The following is a 23599-nucleotide window of genomic DNA, read 5'->3' on the forward strand; positions in this document are numbered from 1 at the left end:
AATTTGTTAGACTGAGCGCTGAGTATATCGAATGAGCCAGTTTTTCACCCCACCCCCCTATGCCAGCTAACCTTTTTTCACTACGTCCAGCCCATTTGGGTGGCTTGAGCACTTTTTTTGCTGTTTTACTGCTTGCGGGCTGCAGCACCCCCGGGCAACAGCTGGCGGATGCCGAAATCAAGGCCGTAAATAGCGCTTCTACGAGTGCTCAAGGCACACAAGCGCCCTATCTTGGTTCTTATGGTCCTAATGACCCCCCAAGACTTGCCGGCAATGACGCTGGATACGATCAATTTAACTCTGAGCTCTCAGACTCTGTAGCGGTTCCATTCCTGTCCTTTTTGATCATTGAACCGGATCCAGTTACTAAAAATGGCGTCCCATCAAATATCGAAAAACTGATTAAGGCCAAGAAATATCCCGAGGCCATCGATCAGATTAATCAGCAACTCAAGAAAACTCCAGGCAACGTTCAACTCCGATACGTGAAAGCACGCATGCAGATTGAAATGCGTCAGTGGGAAGCAGCCAAGAAAACTTTGGTAGAGATTACCCAGCAATTTCCAGAGCTACCTGAGCCTTATAACAACTTAGCCGCACTAGCAGCAAACCAAGGCAATTGGATTGAAGCGCGGGATTATCTTGAGCTCGCCTTGAAATTACGTCCAAGCTATACGGTTGCCTCAGCTAACTTAGGCGAAGTCTATATTCGTCTTGCTGCGCAGGCCTATGACAATGCGGCAAAAGATGCCGTTCTGAATCAACGTCAGTACACCAATCGTGCAAAAGCATTAATGGAAATACTGAAACCACCTAAAAAAGTAACTTCACCAGTTACACCAATCTCAAAATAATTTTTACAGTTTTTATCTACTAACTCACTAGAAAGTTAATTCATCATGGCTAAGGTTCTACTCAAAACAAATAAGGGTGACATCACTCTCTCATTGGATGCCGTTAAAGCACCAAAAACCGTTGCTAATTTTTTACAGTACGTGAAAAGCGGTCACTACGATGGCACTATTTTTCATCGCGTGATCGATAACTTCATGATTCAAGGCGGCGGTATGACTGCTGGCCTTAAAGAAAAATCTTCTGGCGCCAAAATTGAGAACGAAGCAAACAATGGCCTCAAGAACGAACGGGGCACAGTAGCTATGGCTCGCACTAGCGATCCACACTCTGCAACAGCTCAGTTTTTCATTAACGTAAACGACAATGATTTCTTGAACCATACAGCTCCAAATGCTCAAGGCTGGGGTTATGCTGTTTTTGGCAAAGTGACTGATGGCCTTGATGTAGTCGATGCAATTCGCAAGGTCAAAACTGGAAATGCTGGATTTCACCAAGATGTTCCTACTGAAGACGTCGTAATTGAAAAGGCAAGCGTTCTCGAGGAATGATTCCGCAATACGCGAGCGCGCTACTCATTTCGGATTTGCATCTCACGCCGTCAATGCCTTTGACGGCGCAAAGATTCTTTGATTTTTGTGAAAAGGATGCCCCTAAGGTAGAGGCTGTATTTATCTTAGGTGATTTATTTGAGTATTGGGTTGGGGATGATGCAGCTCTGCACTCCCCCTTCCAACAGGAAGTAAAGCATGCGCTCGCAACACTCTCCACCAAAGTAAAAACCTATTACCTTCATGGTAATCGTGATTTTTTAGTTGGAAAGCATTTTTTAAGTAAAACAGGCATGACTCTCTTGGCCGATCCGAGCAAAATCAATATTGCTGGCTCTAACTATATTCTCTGTCATGGTGACTCGCTGTGCACGGCAGACATTGGCTACCAAGTTTTCCGCGGATGGGTTCGTAAACCGTGGATCCAAAAATTGTTTCTACGATTGCCTTTAAATTGGCGTCGCTCCATTGCAAATCATTTACGTAGCAATAGTGGCGTGCAATATCAACGTGCTATGAGCTCTTCTCCTGAAGTAGCGCAAGCTAAAACTGATGTCACCTTGGCAGCCTGCGCTGCGGTCCTGAGAGATCAGGCTGGTGATCAATTGATCCATGGGCATACCCATCTACCCAAGCACCATCAAGAGCGCCTATATGACCAAGAATGGCAACGCTGGGTCTTATCAGACTGGGATTTAGATCACCCTGAAAGCGGGCGACCACGTGCGAGTGCACTTCTCATTAATCAAGATGGCGTTCGATACGCCGATCTGATCAAAAATTAATACTGCCGCCTAATTAACAGGTGGAATATTTGGATAGGCACTGCACCATCTGAGCAAAGATGCGTGGGTTTGCACACATCACTTCACCGCTTTGCAAGAATCCTTCTTCACCACGGTAATTGCCAATTAAGCCACCGGCCTCAGTAATCAATAAAGCGCCTGCAGCCATATCCCATGGCTTGAGATCGCTCTCAAAAAATCCATCGTAACGGCCAGCTGCAACATATGCCAAATCTAGTGATGCAGCACCAGGGCGACGAAGACCGGCACATTGCCGTGACATGTCGCCAAAGATTTTTAAATACTTTTCTAAGTCTTGATCTTCGCGATATGGGAAACCAGTGCCAAGCAAGGAATTAGCCAAACGATCTTGAGTGGCAACGCGCAAACGCCGACGATCTAAATACGCCCCTGCGCCGCGAGTAGCAGTAAAAAGTTCATCACGAGTTGGGTCATAGACCACTGCCTGCTGTGTTACGCCATTAACAGCCAATGCAATCGAAACTGCATATTGCGGGAAACCATGAATAAAGTTTGTTGTGCCATCTAACGGATCAATGGTCCATACGTTTTCAGCATCTGCATTTTGAGCGCCAGTCTCTTCAGCCAAAAAGCCGTGAGATGGGTAAGCCTCGCTGAGCGTTTCAATAATGGCCGCTTCAGCCTGTCTGTCCACCTCGGTTACAAAGTCATTATGTTGTTTGCGGTCAACCTGGAGTCGCTCTAAATTCAGAGAGGCTCTATTAATCACGGTTCCGGCACGACGGGCAGCCTTAACGGCCACATTTAACATGGGATGCATAGTATTGATGGACAAATTAAATAAGAACAAGCTCACCAGATTGCAAACTGCATGACAATAAGGAGCTAACACCCTGATTCTAAACGATTGCCCATTTGAACTCCCAAGCCCCTAAAGAAATCTTTTCAATATGAATACCGCTCAGGCACAGCTATTACGCTGGGTTCTCGTTGAAACCAGTCACCCAGGGAATGTGGGCTCAGCTGCTCGCGCACTGAAAACCATGGGGTTTAGTGATCTGCGCCTGATTTCACCGAAGATTCCGGGGGTTGCGCAAACGCCTGAGGCCATTGCATTAGCAAGCGGTGCTGGCGATATCCTGGAATCCAGCCAAGAATCCCCATCCCTAGAGTCGGCGGTTCAGGACTGCGCCCTAGTCCTAGGCTTAACTAGTCGTGATCGTGAATTTGGGCCACCAGCCATGAACTGGCAAGATGCTCGCCCCCTAATCCAGGCTGCTATTGCGGGCAATCAGCGGGTTGCACTCCTGTTTGGCCCTGAGCGCACTGGCCTAGACAACCATCATCTGTCCCTTTGTACGCATCGGGTATGGCTTGATGCCAACCCGCTCTACCCTTCATTGAACCTCGCTCAAGCCATGATGGTCTGTGCCTTCACACTCAGAGAGTCCTTGGTTAATGATCTGGGGTCTTCGCCCCCAGACTCAAATACCGAGCTAGTTGACTATGCCGATCCCGCCGCTGTTGCTGCCATGTTGGAGCACTGGCGTGAAGGGCTTGAGGCCATTGGCTATCTTGACCCTGCCAATCCTAAGAAGCTCATGCCCCGCTTACAAGCACTCTTTGCAAGAGCTCGCCTCCACAAAGAAGAAATCGATCTTCTGCGCGGGATTGCCAAGCAGATGCTTTTGAGAAAATAAATTCAGCCGTTACCCGTTAAAATCGTCCTATGTTTAATTCGCTTTTCGACCAAGTCGACTCCATCATTGTTCGTGACCCTGCCGCTAGAAATCGCTTAGAGGTGATTACCTGCTACCCAGGTTTGCATGCGGTATGGATTCATCGGGTATCTCATGGTCTTTGGAACCTAGGTCTGAAGTGGATTGCACGACTTCTGTCGATGCTAGCCCGCTTTGTTACTGGTATTGAAATTCATCCTGGCGCGAAGATCGGTCGTCGAGTATTTTTAGATCACGGCCTAGGCATCGTCATTGGTGAGACTACCGAAATTGGAGATGATTGCACCATTTATCAAGGCGTCACCTTGGGCGGAACATCGCTGTACAAAGGTGTAAAGCGTCACCCCACCTTAGGTAAAGGGGTCGTTATTAGCGCGGGAGCAAAAGTACTAGGAGGCTTTACCGTAGGCGACGGTGCACGCGTTGGATCTAATGCCGTAGTACTCAAAGAAATTCCGGCTGGGGCAACTGCAGTAGGAATTCCTGCGCGCATTTTGCACCCAGATTTACCGCAGGCCAGCACACCAGACAGCAAGGTCAAAGAATACTTCTCTGCTTATGGCGTAACACCGAATGTAGATGACCCAGTGTCTATGGCATTAAAAGGATTGATTGATGCCACGCTTGAGCAAGAGGCCAAAATCGCCTTGCTAGAAAAGGCTCTCGCAAAATTGAGCAATACACCAGCATCTGATGCAAGCGAATCCAGTGACACCAAGCGTGACCTAGGCGCTTTAAAAGAATGGCTTAAAGAGTAAGTCTATTGGCTCTAATGCAGGGTCGGTGATGAGTTACCAGGCTTGGAAACATCTCCTGTAAATTCATCATCACCATCATCGGAATCATCAGGCATTCCGAATGCAAACGCTTCGCCACCCTCGGGATGGCGATTCTCAATCTCTTCATCAGTAGCAGCGCGAATGTCTTCTACTTGAACCCAGAACCGCAGCGCCATTCCAGCAAGCGGATGGTTTCCATCTAAAACCACTTGACTGTCTGCAACATCGGTAACGGTATAAATCAAGGGCTCATCATCTACATCAGCAGATTCACCCTCATCTTCAGCGTCAGGAACTCCCTCAAACTGCATACCCACTTCCAAAGGCTCTGGAAAGCGTGCGCGTGGCTCGATTTTTAATAACTCAGGATCGTACTCACCGAAGGCCTCGCTGGGCTCAAGCTGAATACTGGCCTCATAGCCCACATCCTGGCCATCTAATAAGGTTTCAATCTTAGGAAAAGTACCCTCATATCCACCATGCAGGTATACCATCGGAGAATCTGGTTCCTCGATAATATTGTTTTGCGCATCGGTTAATTTGTAGCGCAGGGATACAACGGTATTTTTTTCGATCTTCATGCGTAATTCATTCAACATTGTGTTTTAAACAGCTTTTTACTTATATGACAGCATTTTACTTGAGCAAGCCCTACGATCCCCCACAGGCACCCCAAAACCTTCCACTAGATCGCCCATGGGCTCTTCTGGGGGGCAATAGCCCTCAGCAGTTCATGAAATCCTATTGGCATAAAAAGCCACTTTTAGTCCGCGGCGCTATCCCCGCCTTTGAACTTTCCAAGCGCCTGGGCGAACCACTGGACAGTGCAATACCTGCTGAAGACTTATTCAAAATATCAAGCAATGACGCAGTTGAATCTAGATTAATCAAAGCAAAACCTTGGACATTTACAGATGGTCCATTCAAGAAGAAAGCGATCCCTTCGCTTGAGTCTCCCGACTGGGCCCTACTACTTCAGGGAATGGAAGCACGACATCCTGCGGCAGCAAAAATTCTTTCTTGGTTTCGATTTATTCCAGATGCACGCTTAGATGATTTGATGATCAGCATTGCTGGTCCTGGTGGCGGCGTTGGCCCGCACTTTGATTCTTATGACGTATTTTTAATTCAAATGTCGGGGCGTAGACGTTGGCGCATTTCCGAGCAGAAGGATTTAAGTCTGAACCCCGATCTTCCATTGAAGATTTTGAAGCGCTTTCAAGCTGAACAAGAGTGGGATTTAGAGCCAGGCGATATGCTTTATCTACCGCCGCATATTGCTCATGATGGTATTGCCTTGGATGCAGGTTGTCAGACCTGGTCGGTTGGATTTAGAGCTCAAAGCTATAAAGAAATACTGCAGGAAGGTTTATGGCGTTTAGCAGAATCACTTGAAGAGATTCCAGGGCTAGAAAAGCGCTTTGCTGACCCCAAGCAAACGGCTACTTCACAGGCCGAGCAACTTCCGGAAGAACTCATTAAACAAGTAGCGGAAAAATTAAATAGCTTAAAACTGGACCGGATAGAAACTTTCCTACCCGGAATTGCTGCCTACCTCAGCGAGCCAAAACCTCAGGCCTATTTTGACGGAAGCGCGCACGATTTTTCACCCGAAGAATTTAGTATTGAGCTTGCCAAGCGAGCTGTAAAACCACACCCCCAAACAAGACTTCTCGCCTTGGGCGCCAGGATTTATTGCAATGGCGAAGATGTGACTGCCGGACAAGCTAGCGCGACAAAAAAGGCCTGGCGCGCACTTGCTGCCAAGAAGCAATTTAAGGGCTCTATGGGCAAAATTGACGCAAATAATAGCCTTTTTGATGCATTTGAGGCTGGGTGGTTGGTTTTTTAACTCGGGATTGCGAGATGGCTATAATGATTGCTGGAAAGTACCTAGGGGGTAACCCTGTACTTTCTAAGTATTAATAACCGGTTATTAATGATAATTTTTTAAGAGGAAATTACAAATGAAGAAGTCACTCGCACTCGTAGCAATGTTGGCAATCGCTTTGGCCGCTTGCGGTAAAAAAGAAGAAGCAAAACCTGTAGAAGCTGCTCCTGCTGCTCCTGCTGCTGCTCCAGCTGCTGACGCTCCTGCTGCTGCTCCAGCTGCACCTGCTGCTGACGCTAAGAAGTAATCTTCTTCATGAAGAAAAAAAGCCGCTGAAAAGCGGCTTTTTTATTGGCTGGTATTTTTAAGGCCGATGACTTAGCGAGACATCTGCTCTGTAAGCAAAGTTAAGAGTTGTAATCCGGCCGCAGTATTTTCTGGTTTACCGTCAGCATCTTGAACATAGATGCTTGAAGAATTATCCCCAGTTGATTTAATCACTACGAGGTACTTCTTGGCCTTCAAGCTAGAGTCGTCCTTGCTGCTAAACAGGTTGGAGAAGAATCCTTTGGTATCGCCCAAATCCTTAGGATTAACGTAACGAACATAGTAAACACCGTTCGCACGATTACGGTCTTCAACAGTAAAGTTCGAGCGATCCAAAGCAAGTCCCGTATCACGCCATGCGCGATCAAAGCCTGCAGCCATTTCAATATGCGCAGTATTCACACCCTCTTGAACCAACTTTGCTTTTGGTGTCTTAGGACCTAGAGGCGCCGCCACTTGAGCCTTAGCCATTTCTTGCGTCATGCCCAGGCGCTCCATCAAACGAGCCAGGAATACCGCTTCAAGTTCAGGATCGTTCGGCCGTGCAGTCCAAATCGTGGAGATACAGTTACCAGTACTATCTGTTGTACATTTTTCAATGGCGCCACGTTGCGTAATATAAACCTCGGTTTCACCGGGCTTGCTAACCTCAAGACGGGTCTTGTACTTATCGCGCTCACCAGTGTCATAGATTGAATCTAAGGCGCCACCAACGATGTTACGAATAAAGTCTTGTGAAATCTTGGCACGATTTTCAGCCCAATCCGTTTCCATAATGCCAGTTGACGGTGAGTCAATGACCAACAAGAAACCGTTTTCTTGCCAAAAATCTTTAATTTGCGGATAAAGCTCTGGTGCCGGCTTTTCCACCACCAACCAACGACGCTCACCATCGCGAGCAATACGCATACCTGGAATACCAGTCATTACATTTTTGCGGGTTTGCACAGACTTCTTAACTGCAGCATTGTATTCAGACATGGTGGCAGAACCATCCTGAACGATATAACGGCGATCCGCTTGCGCGGTAATGAGATCTGGCGGATAAGACAAATTAGGTCCACGAACCGCACCGGCCGACTTGTAATCAACGGTGTCATTGGTTGCAACAGATTTACAGCCAAGCAAAGCAACGCTAGCGAAAGAAATAATCAATAGAGTTGCGCAATGTTGGCGCAGGATTTGCATCAAATTCATCATAGTAAGCCAGCCTGTTTCATTGCAGTCTTCAAAGGTTCACGCAAAGCAACACTCAAAGGGGTTAAAGGTAAACGAATTCCAGCTGTGACTTTGCCCATTTCATGCAGAGCCCATTTCACAGGAATTGGATTTGCCTCGGTAAACATGGCTTTATGAACAGCCAGTAATTGATATTGAATCGCGCGCGTCTTCACTACATCATCAGACATCGCGGCCTGACATAGTTCATGCATAAGACGTGGAGCAATATTCGCAGTTACGGAAATGTTGCCTTTACCACCCATGAGCATGAGCATTGCAGCACTCAGATCATCGCCTGAGAAAACAGAGAAATCTTGGTGGCCGGCACGCTTGAGATCAGCTAATAATAAAGTGCCACGCTCAATGCTTCCGGTAGCATCTTTAATTCCGATGATTCCAGGGACGCCTGCTAGGCGTACAGTAGTTTCGCCGGCAAGATCCGCAACAGTTCTGCCTGGGACGTTATAAAGAATCACAGGTAAGTCGACTGATTCAGCAATTTTCTTAAAGTGGGCGTACATGCCCTCTTGTGTTGGTTTGTTGTAGTAGGGAACAACTTGGAGGCTTGCATCAGCGCCAACAGACTTAGCAAACTGAGTTAACTCAATTGCCTCTGTAGTTGAATTTCCACCCGTGCCAGCAATCACTGGAATACGTCCAGCTATATGCTCGACCGTCGTCTTAATTAACTCACAATGCTCTTCAACAGAAACCGTAGGCGATTCACCGCTCGTACCAACAATGACGATGCCATCCGTACCTTCGGCAACATGCCAATCTAATAATGAACGTAAGGCCGGAAAATCCAGACTTCCATCCTCGAACATTGGCGTCACAATGGCAGGCATGCTACCTGCGATAGGCTTTTTACTAGCTTTGGATTGTGTTGTATTAGTCACTGAATGTGTCTGAATTATCTGAATGTTAACCACCAAATTGTAACGGAATGCACCCTTTTAAATGGCCTTTTACGGCACAAATCCGCTGAACCATGGCTGGTTTAGGTTGGTCGAGGTAAATATCCTCAAAGGCAATCACTTTCAAGCCTGATCGCTCTGCCAAAGCAAGCAATTCGCCTGGTTTTAGCAGGAAATCGGGGTTGGAAGGCTTGCCAAATTTCGCATTCCCATCTGCAAAGGTTTCATAAATCAAGACACCGTCCTCGCAGAGCATTTTGGGCAATTCATCTAAAAATGGGCGATAAAGGTAATTCGTAACCACAATCCCTGAAAATTGCTTGCCTAGCAAGGGCCAGACAGAGCTCTCGAGATCAAGCTCTTGGGTTTGAATGAGGGCATGTTTCAGAGACCCAAAAGCAGAAATATCTCGGTCAGCAGCCAAAACAGTGTGGCCCTGAGATGCCAGTAAAACCGAATGTCTGCCTGCCCCACAAGCTAGGTCCAGAACTACCCCACTCTTTGGAATGGTGGGAGCAAAACGCCTTACCCAAGGAGAGGCGCTTGCAACAGCATCATGCATTGATGTCAAAAGGTGGCCTTAGTCGTACGCCAAGCCCATAGACTCTCGGACCTCGCGCATAGTTTCTTGAGCAACCTTACGCGCCTTATCACTACCATCAGCAATAATGGAGCGCAATAAGCTAGGGTCATCCAGGTATTTCTGGGCACGCTCAAACATGGGCTGCTGCTCAGCAAGAATGGCATCAATAACAGGCTGCTTACACTCTAAGCATCCGATACCCGCTGACTGACATTCTTTTTGAACCCAAGTCTTGGTTTCTTCATTCGAATACACCGTATGTAACTGCCATACTGGGCAACGCGCAGGATCACCCGGGTCGGTTCTTCGTACCCGCGCTGGATCGGTGGGCATTGTCCTGATCTTCTTGATCACATCTTCAGGATTTTCACGAATGCTAATCATGTTGCCATAAGACTTGGACATTTTCTGCCCATCAATGCCTGGCATGCGTGATGCTGTTGTTAGCAATGCTTGTGGCTCTGGCAGAATAATTTTGCGAGCGCCTTCCAAGAAACCAAATAATCTTTCACGGTCGGCCATCGAGAGGCTCTGTGCCTCTTGCAGCAAAGCTTTCGCTTGCTCCAAAGCCTCATCATCGCCCCGCTCCTGAAACGCAACACGTAATTCAGCGTACATCTTTGCGCGCTTACTACCTAATTTTTTAACCGCCTCTAGCGCCTTCTCTTCAAAGCCAGGCTCGCGACCATAAAGATAGTTAAAACGGCGCGCCACTTCACGCGTCATCTCAACGTGAGGTACCTGGTCTTCACCTACCGGTACAAATTGTGCGCGATACATCAAAATATCAGCAGCCTGTAGCAAGGGGTAGCCCAAGAAACCGTAGGTCTGCAAATCTTTTTCTTTGAGTTTTTCGATTTGATCTTTATAGGTTGGTACACGTTCCAACCATCCCAAAGGCGTACCCATCGATAGCAACAAAAATAGCTCTGCATGCTCAGGCACTTTGCTCTGGATAAATAAAGTGGCTTGGTTTGGATCAACGCCACAAGCCAACCAGTCAATCACCATGTCCCATACAGATTGCTCAATAACGTCTGGGGTTTCATAGTGGGTGGTTAAGGCATGCCAGTCTGCTACAAAAAAGTAGCAGGGATACTCGGACTGCAAGCGAACCCAATTCTTTAAAACACCATGGTAATGGCCGAGGTGCAAGCTACCAGTTGGTCGCATGCCAGAGAGAACGCGTTCTGCAAACATCTTGATCTTTATTCTTTAAAGGTAATTAAAACTAGTTAAGCAAATGGGAGAAATCGATTAGTGAAAAAGTGACCATACGGGAGTTAAATGATCCGGCAAATGTGGCAATGTTCCGAGATCAATATAACTCTCTTCAGGATCATGAAAATCAGAGCCTCGAGAAGCTAAAAATCCATAATGCTGAGCAATCTTGCCATAGGTTTGATATTGATTCGGGCTATGGCTGCCAGTAATCACCTCAATGGCCATACCGCCGATTTCTTTAAAGTGCTTGTAGAGTTCATCCATTTGCATGGCGCTGAGCTTGTAACGCCCCGGATGCGCAATTACAGCAGCACCACCCGCCCCTTTGATCCATGCAACTGCATCATCAAGCGTGGCCCAGAGATGAGGTACATAGCCAGGCTTATCTTCAACTAAGTAATTTTTAAATACTTGATCGGTATCACGACAGATGCCCTGCTCCACTAAAAAACGTGCGAAGTGTGTTCGAGAAATGAGTTCATGATTACCCGCGAAATGTAAGGCACCTTCGTATGCACCAGGTATACCGGCTTTTAATAATTGTTCTGCCATCTGCTGAGCACGATTACCACGACCCTCGCGAGTACGGCGTAAGCCCTCTAGAATTCCGGCATGTGCGGCATCAATTCCTAAGCCAACAATATGAATCGTCTGCCCCATCCAGGTCACTGAAATCTCGACTCCGGAAAGATAGTCCATACCAAGCGAACTTGCGGCAGCCCGAGCTCTTTCTTGGCCACCCAATTCGTCGTGATCAGTTAAAGCCCACAAACGAACACCATTCGCATAGGCGCGCTCAGCCAGCTGCTCAGGCGTTAAGGTTCCATCGGAAACAACGGAATGGCAGTGTAAATCTGCGTTTAGGCTGGAATTACTGGTCATGACCCTATTTTAGGTCAAGCTGGTATCAATTACCCGGCGAGGCGCATCGAGGTAATCGCGGGATTGCATCTCGATCAAGCGAGAAACCGTTCTGGAGAACTCGCTGGTAATTTGACCTTCGGTATACAAATCCACCGCTGGGACCTCTGCAGAGATGATTAATTTGATTTTATGGTCATATAAGACATCAATGAGCCAAATAAAGCGACGGGCTTCATTGGTCATTCTGGGGGGCATATAAGGCACACCAGACAGAATTACCGTATGAAACTGATTGGCAATCTCCAAATAGTCATTTTGAGACCTTGGGCCACAGCATAGCGTTTGGAAATCAAACCAAACCACTCCTTCAGCCATATGCAGAGGTCTTAGCTCTCGAGATTCAATCCGTAAAACTGGGCGGACAGTTTCATTTTGATTACCTATCAAGGTCTGAAACATTTGCATTAGGGTTGCATGGGTTTCAGCATTAACCGGTGTGAGGTAAGCCTCAACTTGTGCCATCTGGACACGACGATAGTCATTACCCGCGTCAACGTTCATAACGTCTAGCTTTTCTTCCAAAAGTTTAATGGCCGGCAATAAGCGATCTCGATGTAAGCCATTCGGATAAAGTTGGCTTGGCTGGTAATTTGAAGTCATAACAAACTGAACGCGATCCTCAAATAACGCGCTCAGTAAGCGATACAAAATCATGGCATCAGCAATATCGTTGATATGAAACTCGTCAAAACAAATCAGTCGATAGCGCTTAGCAATTCTTTTGGAGAGTTCATCCAATGGGTCAGACAAACCAGAAAGCTCATGCAACTCACGATGCACTTCGCGCATGAACTCATGGAAGTGAATACGGATCTTTTTTTCTAAGGGTGAAGCCGCAAAGAAGCAATCCATGAGAAAGGATTTGCCACGGCCTACTCCACCCCACAGATAGACGCCACGGGGAAGTTTTGGTTTAAAGAGTTTCTTTTTTAAGCCACTACTGCGGATTTCTTTATAAGCAATCCACTCATCTTCACAGCGCTGTAAGCGCTCAATGGCGGCAAGCTGCGCGGGATCACTTTGATACCCGCGCGCCTTTAACTCTTGATGGTAATACTCTAATGCTTTCAATTACATGTTTAATGCACGTTTATCCGTCGCCAATGCTGCTTCGCGAACCACTTCCGACAAGCTTGGATGTGGGTGACAGATACGAGCAATATCTTCAGCTGCCGCTTTAAATTCCATTGCTACGGCTGCTTCAGCAATTAAGTCAGAAGCATTAGGCCCAATGATATGAACACCTAAGATTTCATCGGTTTTTTCATCGGCCAATACTTTAACGAAACCATCAGCACGATCCATACCTAATGCACGACCATTAGCAGCAAATGGGAACTGACCTGCTTTGTAAGCAATGCCAGCCTGTTTGAGCTGCTCTTCAGTTTTGCCAACCCATGCAATCTCTGGATCAGTGTAGATAACCCAAGGAATGCAGTTGTAATCAATGTGCGGCTTTTGACCGGCGATAGTTTCAGCAACCAATACGCCTTCATCTTCAGCTTTGTGAGCCAACATCGGTCCACGAACAACGTCACCAACAGCATATACGCCTGGCGCTGCCGTTGCACAAGTGTGATCATCAATCGGAATAAAGCCACGCTCGTCCACTTTGAGGCCAATCTTATCGAGGCCTAATTTTTCGGTATTAGGAACGCGACCAACAGAAACGATTAAACGATCGCACTCTAATTTCTGAGCTTTGCCTTCGCTATCGGTGTAGTTAACAACAACACCCTTCTTGTCGGCTTTAACTTCACCAATCTTGACGCCCATATTGATTTTGAGGCCTTGCTTAGTAAAGATCTTTTGCGCTTCTTTTGCAATGCCCTGATCGCAAGCACCCAAGAAAGATGGGAGCGCCTCAAGAATGGTTACATCAGAGCCCACACGGCGCCAAACAGAACCCAACTCTAAGCCAATCACACCAGCGCCAATGACACCTAACTTCTTCGGAATGGAATCAAACTTCAGGCCACCTTCATTGTCACTAATCAACACGTTGTCGACAGGAATCCCTGGCAAATGACGCGCCTTAGATCCAGTAGCAATGATCACGTTTTTGGCGGTTACCACTTCTTTGTCTTTACCGTCAATCTTGACTTGATAGCCGTCAGCGCCCTTACCTTCAAAAGAAGCATGGCCTTTTAACAAAGTAATTTTGTTTTTACGGAACAAGAATTGAATACCGGCAGTCATCTTTGTCACAATCGCATCTTTACGAGCGATCATCTTTGCGGAGTCTAGCTTCACTGATCCAACGGTGATACCGTGGTCAGCAACGTGATGACTAATCTTCTCGAACTCTTCAGAAGATGCAAGCAAAGCTTTGGAAGGAATACAGCCGACGTTCAAGCAAGTCCCGCCTAAGCGTGGCTCACCCTTTGGATCGTCGTAGGCGTTAGATTCCGCGCAAGCAACTTTGAAACCCAGTTGGGCTGCACGGATTGCGGCGATGTAGCCACCAGGGCCACCGCCGATAACTAATACGTCAAATGATTGGCTCATATTCTTCCCTCTTACAAATCAAGGAGAAGACGTGAAGGATCTTCCAACGCATCCTTCATTGCTACCAAACCAAGAACTGCCTCACGACCGTCAATGATGCGATGGTCATATGACAAAGCCAAGTAGTTAATCGGACGAATCACGATTTGGCCATTCTCAACCACTGCACGCTCTTTAGTTGCATGAATACCCAAGATCGCAGACTGTGGAGGATTAATAATTGGAGTAGACAGCATGGAGCCGAATACACCACCATTAGAGATGGAGAATGTGCCGCCAGTTAGGTCCTCTAATGACAATTTACCTTCGCGCGCTTTAACGCCAAACTCAGCAATCTTCTTCTCAATATCAGCCAAATTCATTTGATCAACGTCACGGAGAATTGGAACAACCAAACCGCGTGGTGAACTTACGGCAATACCAATATCAAAGTAACCGTGGTACACGATATCGTTGCCATCAACAGAGGCATTCAACAATGGGAATTTCTTCAGCGCATGAGTAGCAGCTTTCACGAAGAAAGACATGAAACCTAATTTCACGCCGTGAACTTTCTCAAACTGATCTTTGTACTTGTTACGCATTGCAATTACTGGAGCCATGTTGACTTCATTGAATGTAGTCAAGATGGCATTGTTTGCTTGTGACTCGAGCAAACGCTCAGCAATACGAGCACGCAAGCGGCTCATTGGTACGCGCTCTTCTGGGCGATCACCCATTGGAATTGGTGCGCTTGGCAAAGCAGCGGCAGTTGATCCGCCGGCGGAAGCATTTAATGCATCGCCTTTGGTAATACGACCGTCACGTCCAGATCCAGCAACTTGACCAGCATCGATATTTTTCTCTGCGAGAATTTTTGCTGCTGAAGGTGCAGCAGCTGCGCCAGATGATTTGGCTGCAGGGGCAGCTTTAGCTGGTGCTGGAGCGGCAGCGGGAGCTGCTGCAGGTGCAGGTGCAGCAGCAGCGGGAGCAGCTGAAGCAACGGCCGTGCTGTCAATCTTCGCAATCAATTGTTCGGCAACTACAGTGCCACCATCAGCAACTACGATCTCTGTAATAACACCAGCAGATGGTGCTGGAACTTCCAGAACTACTTTGTCAGTTTCAATTTCAATCAAGATTTCATCTTGACCGACGGCATCGCCGACTTTCTTTTTCCATTGCAACAAAGTAGCTTCTGCTACTGACTCGGAGAGTTGGGGAACTTTAACTTCAAAAATAGCCATGATTAATCCTATTTAGTGTTTGTATATTGAGTGACGTCTACGATTACTTCGTAATGACATAACCCTTTAGTTTTGCGAATGCTGCAGTTAGAAGAGATTTCTGTTGTTCTTGATGGAGATGGGCATATCCACAAGCTGGAGAGGCAGACGCTGGGCGACCTGCATATGCCAACTTCGTACCTTCAGACATGTTCTCCAAAATATTGTGCTGAACAAAGAACCAAGCGCCTTGGTTTTGTGGCTCATCTTGACACCACACAACCTCTTGCAGGTTCGGATACTTCTTCAACTCAGCGGTCAATGCTTTATGCGGGAACGGATACAACTGCTCCAAGCGAATAATGGCAACATCGTCAATTTTCTTCTCGGTACGAGTTTTAGCTAAGTCGTAATAGACCTTACCAGAACACATTACCAAACGAGTTACCTTCTTGCCATCAATAGACTCATCACGCTCTGGCAGGATAGTTTGGAAACCGCCCTTTGTGAATTCAGTTAATGGTGAGGCAGCTTCTTTATTACGCAGCAATGATTTTGGTGTCATCAAGATCAGCGGTTTGCGGAACTGACGAATCATTTGACGGCGCAATACGTGGAAGATTTGCGATGCAGTGGTAGGTTGAATCACCTGCATATTGGTATCGGCGCACAACTGCATAAAGCGCTCTAAACGTGCAGATGAATGCTCAGGGCCTTGACCTTCATAACCGTGCGGCAACATCATGACCAAGCCATTTGCACGGCCCCACTTCACTTCTCCTGAAGCGATAAATTGATCAATTACCACTTGAGCACCGTTCGCGAAATCGCCGAACTGTGCTTCCCAGATAGTTAAGGTGTTTGGTTCAGCAGCTGCGTAGCCATATTCAAAACCAAGTACAGCCTCTTCAGAGAGAATCGAGTCAATCACCACAAATGGCGCTTGATCTTTAGTGACATGCTGAAGCGCAATGTAGGTACCGGTATCCCATTTCTCACGATTTTGCTCATGCAATACCGCATGACGGTGAGTAAAGGTGCCACGTCCGCTATCTTCACCAGATAAACGTACTGGGTAACCGCTAGCAACTAGAGATGCGAAAGCCATGTGCTCGCCCATACCCCAATCGATATTGACTTCACCACGTCCCATTGCTGCGCGATCGTTGTAAACCTTAGCAACCAATGGATGAGCCTTGAAGCCCTCAGGAACGGTTGAAATCTTTTCAGCTAAACGCTTCCACTCAGTCAACGGAATTGCTGTATCAGCTTCGTCAGTCCATTTCTTATTTAAGAATGGGGACCAGTCAACAGCGAACTTACCTTTGAAGTTGCTTAATACTGGATCAGAAGTCTGTTTACCCTCATCCATTGCAGCGCGGTACTCTTTAACCATGAGGTCGCCAGTACCAGCAGGCAATACACCCTGAGTTTCCAATCTATCGGCATATAACTTACGTGTGCCTGGGTGTGCAGCAATGATTTTGTACATCAAAGGCTGAGTCATTGCAGGCGTATCTTGCTCATTGTGACCAAGCTTACGGAAGCAGATGATGTCAATCGCAACATCCTTATGAAACTTCATGCGGAACTCAACAGCCAACTTGGTTGCCAAGACCACCGCCTCAGGATCGTCGCCATTCACGTGCAATACTGGAGCATCAACAATCTTCATGATGTCCGTGCAATACAAGCTAGAACGCAAGTCGCGCGGATCCGAAGTTGTGAAACCAATTTGGTTATTAATAACGATGTGCATTGTGCCGCCCGTGGAGTAACCACGAACCTCGGACATCGCTAATGTTTCTTGCATTACGCCCTGTCCAGCAATCGCCGCATCACCGTGAACCAAGACTGGCATCACTTGGAGACCGAGCATATCGCCACGACGTTCCATACGAGCACGTGCAGAACCCTCTACTACTGGGTTAACGATTTCTAAATGGGATGGATTAAATGCCAATGACAAATGTACTGGACCGCCAGGTGTGGAGATATCGCTAGAGAAACCCTGGTGATATTTCACGTCACCAGCAGGCAATGTTTCTGGGCCCTTGTGCTCAAACTCAGCAAACAAGTCTTTAGGCATTTTGCCCAAGGTATTTACCAGAACGTTTAAACGACCGCGGTGGGCCATACCAATGACGATCTCTTGAACACCCTTGTTGCCTGAGTCACGAATCAACTCGTCCATACAGGCAATAAAGCTTTCACCACCTTCAAGTGAGAATCGTTTTTGACCAACGTACTTGGCCTGAAGGTAACGCTCTAAGCCTTCAGCCGCAGTAACGCGATCCAAAATCTGACGTTTCTCGTCCACATTAAATTGCGGAGTTGAACGAATCGACTCTAATTTTTCTTGCCACCACTTCTTAATCTTCTGGTCAGCGATAAACATAAACTCGACACCGATAGTGCCGCAGTAAGTTTCACGCAATGCCTGCAGCAAATCGCGCAAAGACATTTCATTCTTACCAAAGAATGTATTACTTGTATTGAAGACGATATCCATATCGCCATCAGTAAAGCCATAGAAAGCTGGATCCAACTCAGGAATATCCTGGCGCTCTGTGCGCTTCAATGGATCTAAGTTCGCCCAGCGATTACCAACATTGCGATACGCGGCAATAAGCTGTTGAACGGCAACGCGTTTGCGACCCAACTCCGAATCAGCGGAATCAGAAATCGTTCTGATTGGGCCCTGCTTAGCGCGCTCTGCAAATGAAGCAACAATAGGTCCATGGGCAATATCAGTTCGAGAGGAACCGTCGACCGCTGGAATTTGCTTCACATTATCAAAATAGTCTCGCCAATGATCAGCTACAGAAGCTGGATCGTGCAAGTAGGATTCGTAGAGTTCCTCTACGTAGGGGGCGTTTCCACCGAAGAGATAGGAGTTATCTCTTTGATCCTGCATCATGATGCTCACCTTTCATCGGGTTTCCCGAATAAAAACTGTGGTTAAAACCATTCACTCCACGGCTAAACCGCTTTGCGAATTGATCTGTGCGAATACTCTTACAACGGTGCTAATTTAACACGATTACCCATTGATTCATAAAGGGCTTTCCCTGATTTAGGGCTTGTCAGGGGTATTTCCCTATTTTGACCCCGAATAAGAATTTTCCTACTCTGATTTAAACCGCTCCTGACAGATTCCCCTGGGATTGATTCGTATTCTCTAAATCTTCAAATGAATTAATGAGATTAAGGATATATGAAAGCTATTACCCCAGAATTGGAATATCTAAGCACTCGTCAAAGCGCGAAAGTATTACAAGTATCTCTTGGCACTGTCCAGAAAATGGTTGAATTAGGAGAATTAATCGCCTGGAAGACCCGTGGAGGCCATCGTCGTATTCTGGCAAGCTCTTTACATCAACAGCTTGCTCGTCGTAAAAGAGCTATGCGGCAAAAAACAACCCAAAACTGTATTGCCATGGGGATATTCAGGAGAATTGAAAATAGCCATGAATTAATCGAATCCATTCAATGTTGGCAGTTAAAGGTAGATATGGAGGTGGCTGTAGATAGCCTGGAGGGCCTCATGAAGGCAGTATCAATCTCTCCTGATTTGATATTTCTTGACGCCCTAATTCCGCCTGTTGAGCAGGTTCACCTGATCCATTACCTGAGTAAAAACAAGGACACACAGCGCATTCCTATTTTAGTAGATGAAGGATTTATACGCCTTCATCCCGGCGTAATGGGCTTAGCAGATGAAAACACAGTTGGGGTCAGGTCCCAGTACCCAGATGCCCTCAAAGAAGAGCTTGAAAATGGCCTAATTGATCAAAATCCCCTCATTATTGGCTATCCAGCCACTAATCCGGAGCTTGAGACTACGCTGGGAGGCAAAAATCGGCATGACCTATTGGAGCCTATATTTATCCAAGCCCTCAATCGAAAGTGCGTCTGAAGCCTTGGGTCTACACCAAAAAATTAAAGGCCTCCCAATTTGCGCTGAGCGGCCTTTTTTAAATAAAAAAATCTTTTTAAATCAATATATTAGATCAGGAAATTAGTGCGATCTCTTCCTTCAATCCATTTTGGCGCCTTACCGCGACCCGTCCAAGTATCACCAGTAGATGGATTACGGTACTTAGGTGCAACCTTACCACTAGAGCTACGAGCACCGGCCTTGCGGCTAAATAAGTCTGAAGCTGTTAAATCGTATTGTTCAATGATGAGTTTGGCTTTGGCAATACCATCAGCCTTTTCACGCAAAACCGCCTCTTTAATCTGTTTATCCAACAATTCACGTTGGGCTAAAAGTTCTTTATAAGAAGACATGTATTAATTTCTCCGAATATTAATTTTATGGAATAACTAAGGATTAGCTATTCCTGAATAGTTATTATATACACATATTAATAAATCGGAATATATATTCACTAAGTCTAATAACCCTTTAGAAATAAGCGAATTAGGGTATTTATAGTGGAATAATTAACATAATCATTATAAATACTATATTTATAATAGGTAAATAAACACTATCTCCGCAGCATAAATGTGCCACTGGATTTAGCGGTAACCTCACCAGCTTCATTTAAAACTACTGCTTCACAATAATTAATGGTTTTGCCGGACTTGAGAACACTCCCCTCAACTACGATTTTGCCGACGCTGGGACGCAAGAAGCTCACGCTCATATCAATAGTCATGGCACCAAGCGGCTGATCAATCGTGCTACGAGCCGCTGCCCCCATCGCAAAATCCAATAGAGTCATAACCACTCCGCCATGTGCAATGTGAAAGCTATTCTCAAACTCCGGCTTAATGACTAAGCTAATACGTGATTTACCGCCTTCGGCATACTCAGGCACAACACCTAAGTGAGCCAAAAAAGGAATAGTTAAGCCGAAGTAAGTTGTGTCGTTTGAGCTAGATGTCATGGGAAGTTTGAAATTGAGTGAATGGTCGGGGCGAGAGGATTTGAACCTCCGACCACATGCACCCCATGCATGTACGCTACCAGGCTGCGCTACGCCCCGACAAGAAACAAAATTGTATCAGTAACTATTTGGAGAGAATTTGCAGAACAGCCTGCAATTCATCACGCAAGCGAAGCTCACCACGAGCCTCATCAAGGCGATTGCGGGCGCCACTAATGGTGAAACCCTCTTCATATAAAAGCGCCCTAATCTTGCGGATTAAGACAACCTCATGATGTTGATAGTAGCGACGATTACCTCGACGCTTTTGAGGGCTTAGCTGTGAGAACTCTTGTTCCCAGTAACGGAGTACATGGGAGCGAACGCCGCACAGGTCCGATACCTCACCAATTGTGAAATAACGTTTAGCGGGAATTGGGGGGAGCTGCGAACTGAGCAGCGCCGACCCAGCATCAAATGCTGTTTTCTCGAGCATGTGACTCAACTACGTCCTTGAGCTTTTGACTTGCATGAAAAGTAACAACGCGACGGGCTGCAATCGGAATCATTTGACCAGTCTTAGGATTGCGACCTGGACGCGCAGATTTATTACGCAATTGGAAATTACCAAATCCAGAAATCTTTACCTCTACACCAGTCTCTAAAGACTGTCCAATGCGGTCAAAGAAGGCATCAATCATGTCTTTTGCCTCGCGCTTGTTCAAGCCAACTTGATCAAAGAGAGCTTCCGAGAGCTCATTCTTGGTAACGGTATCGCTGCTAACTAAATCATTCATGGCGGAAGTCTCTTTGTAATATCTTTTACTAATATTAAACCTAGCGCAGACGAGCTGCGCAATTTTTCTCAAGCGATGACAATAAAGCCGTCATAACCGCTTCAATTTGTGCATCCTGCAGGGTTTCTTGTGGGTTCAATAGAGTCACACGGAAAGCCAAACTCTTTTCATCGTCAGCCATACTGCTAGAGCCGGCTTTTGGCTTGAACTCATCAAAGAGCTCAATCGCTTTTACAAAGTTTTGCTTTTTAGCGTTCATCGCATCAAGCAAGGTCTGCGCAGAAACAGCCTGCTTCACTACTACCGCCAAATCTCGTTGTACAGCAGGGAATTTGCTTAACTCTTCCGGCTGGGGAATTCCAAGGTTGCGAATGGCTTCTAAGTCCATTTCAAACAACACTGGAGCCTGAGGTAATTCATAGGCCTGTTGTAATCCAGGATGCAATTCACCAATCCAGCCAATATTTTTTTTACCAGCTGGGGTTACAAGTTGAATCTGTGCACTACGACCAGGATGCAGCGCAGGATGAACTGCTGACTCAGTTGTGAAATGCAGGGGATCGAGTACACGCTCCAGATCACCCTTCACGTCAAAGAAATCAACTGCACGATCAGCGCTTGCCCACTGCTCAGGGACAAATGATCCATAAGCCAAACCACCAACTTGCTGCGGCTGATGAAAACCAGCTACTTTGCCAGCTTCCTCTTGAACGCTCGCATCACGCTTAAATACGCGACCCGTTTCAAATAAACGTACACGGCCAGCACCACGATTCAAATTTGACTTGAGGTTACCTAGTAAGCCACCCCATAGATTGCTACGCATCACGCCATACTGACTAGCAATTGGATTGAGTACGGCAATTAAATCTTTTTCAGTAGCGGCGGCTAAGCGTTGCTCACTCTCAAGATCGGTAAATCCAAAATTCACCGCCTCTTGATACCCCTGCAAAGCCAAACGTTGGCGCAGTAAATGCACTCCACGTTTTGCCTCAGCTTTAGCGCTCATCTTCAAAGACGAGATAGGCGGTACATCAGGAATATTTTCAAAGCCGTACATGCGTGCGACTTCTTCAATTAAATCTTCTTCGATTTCGATATCAAAGCGATAGCTAGGAGGTGTAACGATAAATGCATCACCCTCTTGTTTGAATTCAAAACCAAGACGCTTAAATACATCAGCAACTACCTCTTGTGTGAGAGGGATACCGATCACCTTTTCCGCCCTAGCCAAACGCATTTTTACTGGCTTGCGCTCTGGAACATTTAATACTTGATCATCAACTGGGCCAGCTTGACCACCACATACTTCAATAATTAAAGAACTTAGATACTCTAGGCAATTAACGGTATTTTGTGGATCAACGCCACGCTCAAAGCGATGTGCAGCATCAGTGCTGAAATTAAAGCGACGTGCACGACCCTGGATTGCTGATGGCTGCCAGTAAGCCGCTTCAACATAAATATTTTTAGTATCGTCAGTCACGGCGCAATGATTACCACCCATGATGCCGGCTAATGCTACTGGACCGGATTGATCCGCAACCACGCCAGCATCCTGCAACTTACCTGCAGAATCAGGGCCCTGCAAAGTAACAGTCTGACCATTTAATAACTCAAGAGTTTCGCCTGCTTTAGCCCAGCGAACAGTGATGTCGCCCTGCAATTTATCAATATCAAATACGTGGGTTGGCTGACCCATTTCCAACATGACGTAGTTAGATAAATCCACTAAAGCGGAAATGCTTCTTTGACCAGCATTACAAAGTCGTTGAATGATCCAATCTGGTGTTTTAGCTTTTGGATTGACACCGTGAATAACACGACCCGCAAAGCGCCCACAAAGCTCTGTGTTCTCTACGGTAACTTTGCGTTTGTCTTGAATGCTGACGGCTGGTGGAGTCCACTTAGGCGCACACAATGCGGCACCAGTAATAGCGGATACCTCACGAGCCATACCCATCAAAGATAGACAATCTGCTTTATTAGGCGTCAATTTAATAACAAAGATCTGGTCGTCCAGATTTAAATACTGACGAATATCTTCACCTACCGGTGCATCTGCAGGTAACTCCAAAATGCCTTCGTGATCATCACCAAGACCAAGCTCGCGACCAGAGCACAACATGCCTTGGCTTTCTACACCGCGCAACTTACCTACTTTGATCATGAATGGCTTACCACCTGCTTCGGCTGGTGGCAATTCTGCGCCAACCATAGCGCAAGGGATTTTGATGCCAGCGCGTGCGTTCGGTGCACCACAAACAATTTGCAACTCTTGACCAGTGCCAGCATCAACTTTACAAACACGCAAGCGGTCTGCATCAGGATGCTGCTCAGCTGAGAGGATTTGGGCAACAACAATCTTTGTAAATGGGGGCGCTACTGAATGCTGCTCTTCCACCTCTAGGCCAGCCATAGTCATTGCATGACCTAAAGCATTGCTATCGAGCGAAGGGTTTACATATTGGCGTAACCAAGATTCAGAAAATTGCAT

At 46.5% G+C, this 23599-nt stretch carries 24 protein-coding genes and 1 tRNA gene; 8 read left to right on the plus strand and 17 right to left on the minus strand.

The features are described 5' to 3' along the window. Nucleotides 1-59 precede the first annotated feature (59 nt). The 3 genes from ICN30_RS00560 to ICN30_RS00570 are packed head-to-tail and all read left to right on the plus strand — an operon-like array spanning nucleotide 60 to nucleotide 2188. The gene (locus ICN30_RS00560; RefSeq protein WP_216272583.1) at nucleotides 60-854 is read left to right on the plus strand and encodes a lipopolysaccharide assembly protein LapB; all 795 of its coding nucleotides are present in this window, start codon (nucleotides 60-62) and stop codon (nucleotides 852-854) included. Nucleotides 855-899: 45 nt separating this feature from the next. Continuing rightward, the gene (locus tag ICN30_RS00565; protein ID WP_216272584.1) at nucleotides 900-1403 is read left to right on the plus strand and encodes a peptidylprolyl isomerase; all 504 of its coding nucleotides are present in this window, start codon (nucleotides 900-902) and stop codon (nucleotides 1401-1403) included. Next, complete coding sequence (locus ICN30_RS00570; RefSeq protein ID WP_216272585.1) at nucleotides 1400-2188, plus strand: UDP-2,3-diacylglucosamine diphosphatase; 789 nt, start codon at nucleotides 1400-1402, stop codon at nucleotides 2186-2188. Before ICN30_RS00565 ends, ICN30_RS00570 begins: the two co-directional genes overlap by 4 nt. A 13-nt stretch (nucleotides 2189-2201) precedes the next feature. Here the strand turns inward: ICN30_RS00570 and ICN30_RS00575 are convergent, their stop codons facing one another. Continuing rightward, nucleotides 2202-2990, minus strand: a complete 789-nt coding sequence (locus ICN30_RS00575; protein ID WP_216272586.1) for an inositol monophosphatase family protein — start codon at nucleotides 2988-2990, stop codon at nucleotides 2202-2204. Nucleotides 2991-3120: 130 nt separating this feature from the next. Here ICN30_RS00575 and ICN30_RS00580 point away from each other — a divergent pair, with 130 nt between their 5' ends. Together ICN30_RS00580 and cysE are read left to right on the plus strand one after the other, a co-directional pair. Then, nucleotides 3121-3870 carry an RNA methyltransferase gene (locus ICN30_RS00580; protein WP_216272587.1) on the plus strand — a complete coding sequence of 250 codons (750 nt, stop codon included), beginning with the start codon at nucleotides 3121-3123 and terminating at the stop codon, nucleotides 3868-3870. Between the two features lie 29 nt (nucleotides 3871-3899). Further along, on the plus strand, nucleotides 3900-4667 hold the full coding sequence (gene cysE, locus ICN30_RS00585; protein WP_216272588.1) for a serine O-acetyltransferase: 768 nt from the start codon (nucleotides 3900-3902) through the stop codon (nucleotides 4665-4667). An 11-nt stretch (nucleotides 4668-4678) separates the two neighbouring features. Here cysE and ICN30_RS00590 read toward each other — a convergent pair whose 3' ends face one another. Beyond that, nucleotides 4679-5269, minus strand: coding sequence for a peptidylprolyl isomerase (locus ICN30_RS00590; RefSeq protein WP_216272783.1), 591 nt, complete (start codon nucleotides 5267-5269; stop codon nucleotides 4679-4681). A 44-nt stretch (nucleotides 5270-5313) separates the two neighbouring features. Between ICN30_RS00590 and ICN30_RS00595 the strand changes: the two genes are divergently transcribed. Both ICN30_RS00595 and ICN30_RS00600 read left to right on the plus strand, forming a co-directional pair. Next, a complete protein-coding gene (locus ICN30_RS00595; protein ID WP_216272589.1) occupies nucleotides 5314-6540 on the plus strand; it encodes a cupin domain-containing protein in 1227 nt (408 codons plus the stop codon). Nucleotides 6541-6655: 115 nt separating this feature from the next. Then, nucleotides 6656-6826: a hypothetical protein gene (locus ICN30_RS00600; protein WP_015421028.1), complete on the plus strand. Its 171-nt coding sequence runs from the start codon at nucleotides 6656-6658 to the stop codon at nucleotides 6824-6826. A 71-nt stretch (nucleotides 6827-6897) separates the two neighbouring features. Here the strand turns inward: ICN30_RS00600 and bamC are convergent, their stop codons facing one another. The 9 genes from bamC to ICN30_RS00645 all read right to left on the minus strand — a co-directional run bounded on the left by bamC (nucleotide 6898) and on the right by ICN30_RS00645 (nucleotide 18348). After that, nucleotides 6898-8046, minus strand: coding sequence for an outer membrane protein assembly factor BamC (bamC, locus tag ICN30_RS00605; RefSeq protein ID WP_370626566.1), 1149 nt, complete (start codon nucleotides 8044-8046; stop codon nucleotides 6898-6900). Next, a complete protein-coding gene (gene dapA / locus ICN30_RS00610; RefSeq protein ID WP_216272787.1) occupies nucleotides 8043-8915 on the minus strand; it encodes a 4-hydroxy-tetrahydrodipicolinate synthase in 873 nt (290 codons plus the stop codon). The genes bamC and dapA overlap by 4 nt, the downstream gene beginning before the upstream one ends. A gap of 76 nt (nucleotides 8916-8991) precedes the next feature. After that, nucleotides 8992-9546, minus strand: a complete 555-nt coding sequence (locus ICN30_RS00615; RefSeq protein ID WP_216272788.1) for a bifunctional 2-polyprenyl-6-hydroxyphenol methylase/3-demethylubiquinol 3-O-methyltransferase UbiG — start codon at nucleotides 9544-9546, stop codon at nucleotides 8992-8994. Nucleotides 9547-9564: 18 nt separating this feature from the next. Beyond that, complete coding sequence (locus ICN30_RS00620; RefSeq protein WP_216272590.1) at nucleotides 9565-10767, minus strand: tryptophan--tRNA ligase; 1203 nt, start codon at nucleotides 10765-10767, stop codon at nucleotides 9565-9567. Nucleotides 10768-10824: 57 nt separating this feature from the next. Continuing rightward, nucleotides 10825-11673, minus strand: a complete 849-nt coding sequence (locus tag ICN30_RS00625) for a 3',5'-nucleoside bisphosphate phosphatase (protein WP_216272591.1) — start codon at nucleotides 11671-11673, stop codon at nucleotides 10825-10827. Between the two features lie 9 nt (nucleotides 11674-11682). Next, nucleotides 11683-12786, minus strand: a complete 1104-nt coding sequence (zapE, locus tag ICN30_RS00630; RefSeq protein ID WP_216272592.1) for a cell division protein ZapE — start codon at nucleotides 12784-12786, stop codon at nucleotides 11683-11685. Further along, nucleotides 12787-14223, minus strand: coding sequence for a dihydrolipoyl dehydrogenase (gene lpdA, locus ICN30_RS00635; protein WP_216272593.1), 1437 nt, complete (start codon nucleotides 14221-14223; stop codon nucleotides 12787-12789). Nucleotides 14224-14234: 11 nt separating this feature from the next. Next, nucleotides 14235-15449 carry a 2-oxoglutarate dehydrogenase complex dihydrolipoyllysine-residue succinyltransferase gene (gene odhB / locus ICN30_RS00640; protein WP_216272594.1) on the minus strand — a complete coding sequence of 405 codons (1215 nt, stop codon included), beginning with the start codon at nucleotides 15447-15449 and terminating at the stop codon, nucleotides 14235-14237. A gap of 43 nt (nucleotides 15450-15492) precedes the next feature. Beyond that, nucleotides 15493-18348, minus strand: coding sequence for a 2-oxoglutarate dehydrogenase E1 component (locus ICN30_RS00645; protein ID WP_216272595.1), 2856 nt, complete (start codon nucleotides 18346-18348; stop codon nucleotides 15493-15495). 297 nt (nucleotides 18349-18645) lie between these two features. Between ICN30_RS00645 and ICN30_RS00650 the strand changes: the two genes are divergently transcribed. Beyond that, nucleotides 18646-19347 carry an excisionase family DNA-binding protein gene (locus ICN30_RS00650; protein WP_216272596.1) on the plus strand — a complete coding sequence of 234 codons (702 nt, stop codon included), beginning with the start codon at nucleotides 18646-18648 and terminating at the stop codon, nucleotides 19345-19347. Nucleotides 19348-19436: 89 nt separating this feature from the next. On the opposite strand, the gene ICN30_RS00655 is transcribed toward ICN30_RS00650, so the two are convergent. The 6 genes from ICN30_RS00655 to pheT form a co-directional block, all read right to left on the minus strand. Further along, nucleotides 19437-19721 carry an H-NS family nucleoid-associated regulatory protein gene (locus ICN30_RS00655; RefSeq protein ID WP_216272597.1) on the minus strand — a complete coding sequence of 95 codons (285 nt, stop codon included), beginning with the start codon at nucleotides 19719-19721 and terminating at the stop codon, nucleotides 19437-19439. Between the two features lie 203 nt (nucleotides 19722-19924). Beyond that, a complete protein-coding gene (locus tag ICN30_RS00660; protein WP_216229170.1) occupies nucleotides 19925-20326 on the minus strand; it encodes a PaaI family thioesterase in 402 nt (133 codons plus the stop codon). 22 nt (nucleotides 20327-20348) lie between these two features. Beyond that, a tRNA-Pro gene (locus ICN30_RS00665) sits at nucleotides 20349-20425 on the minus strand. A gap of 25 nt (nucleotides 20426-20450) precedes the next feature. Continuing rightward, the gene (locus ICN30_RS00670; RefSeq protein WP_215303472.1) at nucleotides 20451-20801 is read right to left on the minus strand and encodes a MerR family transcriptional regulator; all 351 of its coding nucleotides are present in this window, start codon (nucleotides 20799-20801) and stop codon (nucleotides 20451-20453) included. Next, nucleotides 20779-21102, minus strand: a complete 324-nt coding sequence (locus tag ICN30_RS00675) for an integration host factor subunit alpha (protein ID WP_216272598.1) — start codon at nucleotides 21100-21102, stop codon at nucleotides 20779-20781. Before ICN30_RS00675 ends, ICN30_RS00670 begins: the two co-directional genes overlap by 23 nt. A gap of 40 nt (nucleotides 21103-21142) precedes the next feature. Continuing rightward, nucleotides 21143-23599, minus strand: coding sequence for a phenylalanine--tRNA ligase subunit beta (pheT, locus tag ICN30_RS00680; RefSeq protein WP_216272599.1), 2457 nt, complete (start codon nucleotides 23597-23599; stop codon nucleotides 21143-21145).

It is taken from the genome of Polynucleobacter sp. 31A-FELB (assembly GCF_018882405.1).
Lineage (GTDB): Bacteria > Pseudomonadota > Gammaproteobacteria > Burkholderiales > Burkholderiaceae > Polynucleobacter.

Excerpts from the sequence above, each read along its gene's own strand:
- ICN30_RS00560 (WP_216272583.1), top strand. The coding sequence starts at position 60 with ATGCCAGCTAACCTTTTTTCACTACGTCCAGCCCATTTGGGTGGCTTG.
- ICN30_RS00565 (WP_216272584.1), top strand. The coding sequence starts at position 900 with ATGGCTAAGGTTCTACTCAAAACAAATAAGGGTGACATCACTCTCTCA.
- ICN30_RS00570 (WP_216272585.1), top strand. The coding sequence starts at position 1,400 with ATGATTCCGCAATACGCGAGCGCGCTACTCATTTCGGATTTGCATCTC.
- ICN30_RS00575 (WP_216272586.1), bottom strand. The coding sequence starts at position 2,990 with ATGCATCCCATGTTAAATGTGGCCGTTAAGGCTGCCCGTCGTGCCGGA.
- ICN30_RS00580 (WP_216272587.1), top strand. The coding sequence starts at position 3,121 with ATGAATACCGCTCAGGCACAGCTATTACGCTGGGTTCTCGTTGAAACC.
- cysE (WP_216272588.1), top strand. The coding sequence starts at position 3,900 with ATGTTTAATTCGCTTTTCGACCAAGTCGACTCCATCATTGTTCGTGAC.
- ICN30_RS00590 (WP_216272783.1), bottom strand. The coding sequence starts at position 5,269 with ATGAAGATCGAAAAAAATACCGTTGTATCCCTGCGCTACAAATTAACC.
- ICN30_RS00595 (WP_216272589.1), top strand. The coding sequence starts at position 5,314 with ATGACAGCATTTTACTTGAGCAAGCCCTACGATCCCCCACAGGCACCC.
- ICN30_RS00600 (WP_015421028.1), top strand. The coding sequence starts at position 6,656 with ATGAAGAAGTCACTCGCACTCGTAGCAATGTTGGCAATCGCTTTGGCC.
- bamC (WP_370626566.1), bottom strand. The coding sequence starts at position 8,046 with ATGATGAATTTGATGCAAATCCTGCGCCAACATTGCGCAACTCTATTG.
- dapA (WP_216272787.1), bottom strand. The coding sequence starts at position 8,915 with ATGCCTGCCATTGTGACGCCAATGTTCGAGGATGGAAGTCTGGATTTT.
- ICN30_RS00615 (WP_216272788.1), bottom strand. The coding sequence starts at position 9,546 with ATGCATGATGCTGTTGCAAGCGCCTCTCCTTGGGTAAGGCGTTTTGCT.
- ICN30_RS00620 (WP_216272590.1), bottom strand. The coding sequence starts at position 10,767 with ATGTTTGCAGAACGCGTTCTCTCTGGCATGCGACCAACTGGTAGCTTG.
- ICN30_RS00625 (WP_216272591.1), bottom strand. The coding sequence starts at position 11,673 with ATGACCAGTAATTCCAGCCTAAACGCAGATTTACACTGCCATTCCGTT.
- lpdA (WP_216272593.1), bottom strand. The coding sequence starts at position 14,223 with ATGAGCCAATCATTTGACGTATTAGTTATCGGCGGTGGCCCTGGTGGC.
- odhB (WP_216272594.1), bottom strand. The coding sequence starts at position 15,449 with ATGGCTATTTTTGAAGTTAAAGTTCCCCAACTCTCCGAGTCAGTAGCA.
- ICN30_RS00645 (WP_216272595.1), bottom strand. The coding sequence starts at position 18,348 with ATGATGCAGGATCAAAGAGATAACTCCTATCTCTTCGGTGGAAACGCC.
- ICN30_RS00650 (WP_216272596.1), top strand. The coding sequence starts at position 18,646 with ATGAAAGCTATTACCCCAGAATTGGAATATCTAAGCACTCGTCAAAGC.
- ICN30_RS00655 (WP_216272597.1), bottom strand. The coding sequence starts at position 19,721 with ATGTCTTCTTATAAAGAACTTTTAGCCCAACGTGAATTGTTGGATAAA.
- ICN30_RS00660 (WP_216229170.1), bottom strand. The coding sequence starts at position 20,326 with ATGACATCTAGCTCAAACGACACAACTTACTTCGGCTTAACTATTCCT.
- ICN30_RS00670 (WP_215303472.1), bottom strand. The coding sequence starts at position 20,801 with ATGCTCGAGAAAACAGCATTTGATGCTGGGTCGGCGCTGCTCAGTTCG.
- ICN30_RS00675 (WP_216272598.1), bottom strand. The coding sequence starts at position 21,102 with ATGAATGATTTAGTTAGCAGCGATACCGTTACCAAGAATGAGCTCTCG.
- pheT (WP_216272599.1), bottom strand. The coding sequence starts at position 23,599 with ATGCAATTTTCTGAATCTTGGTTACGCCAATATGTAAACCCTTCGCTC.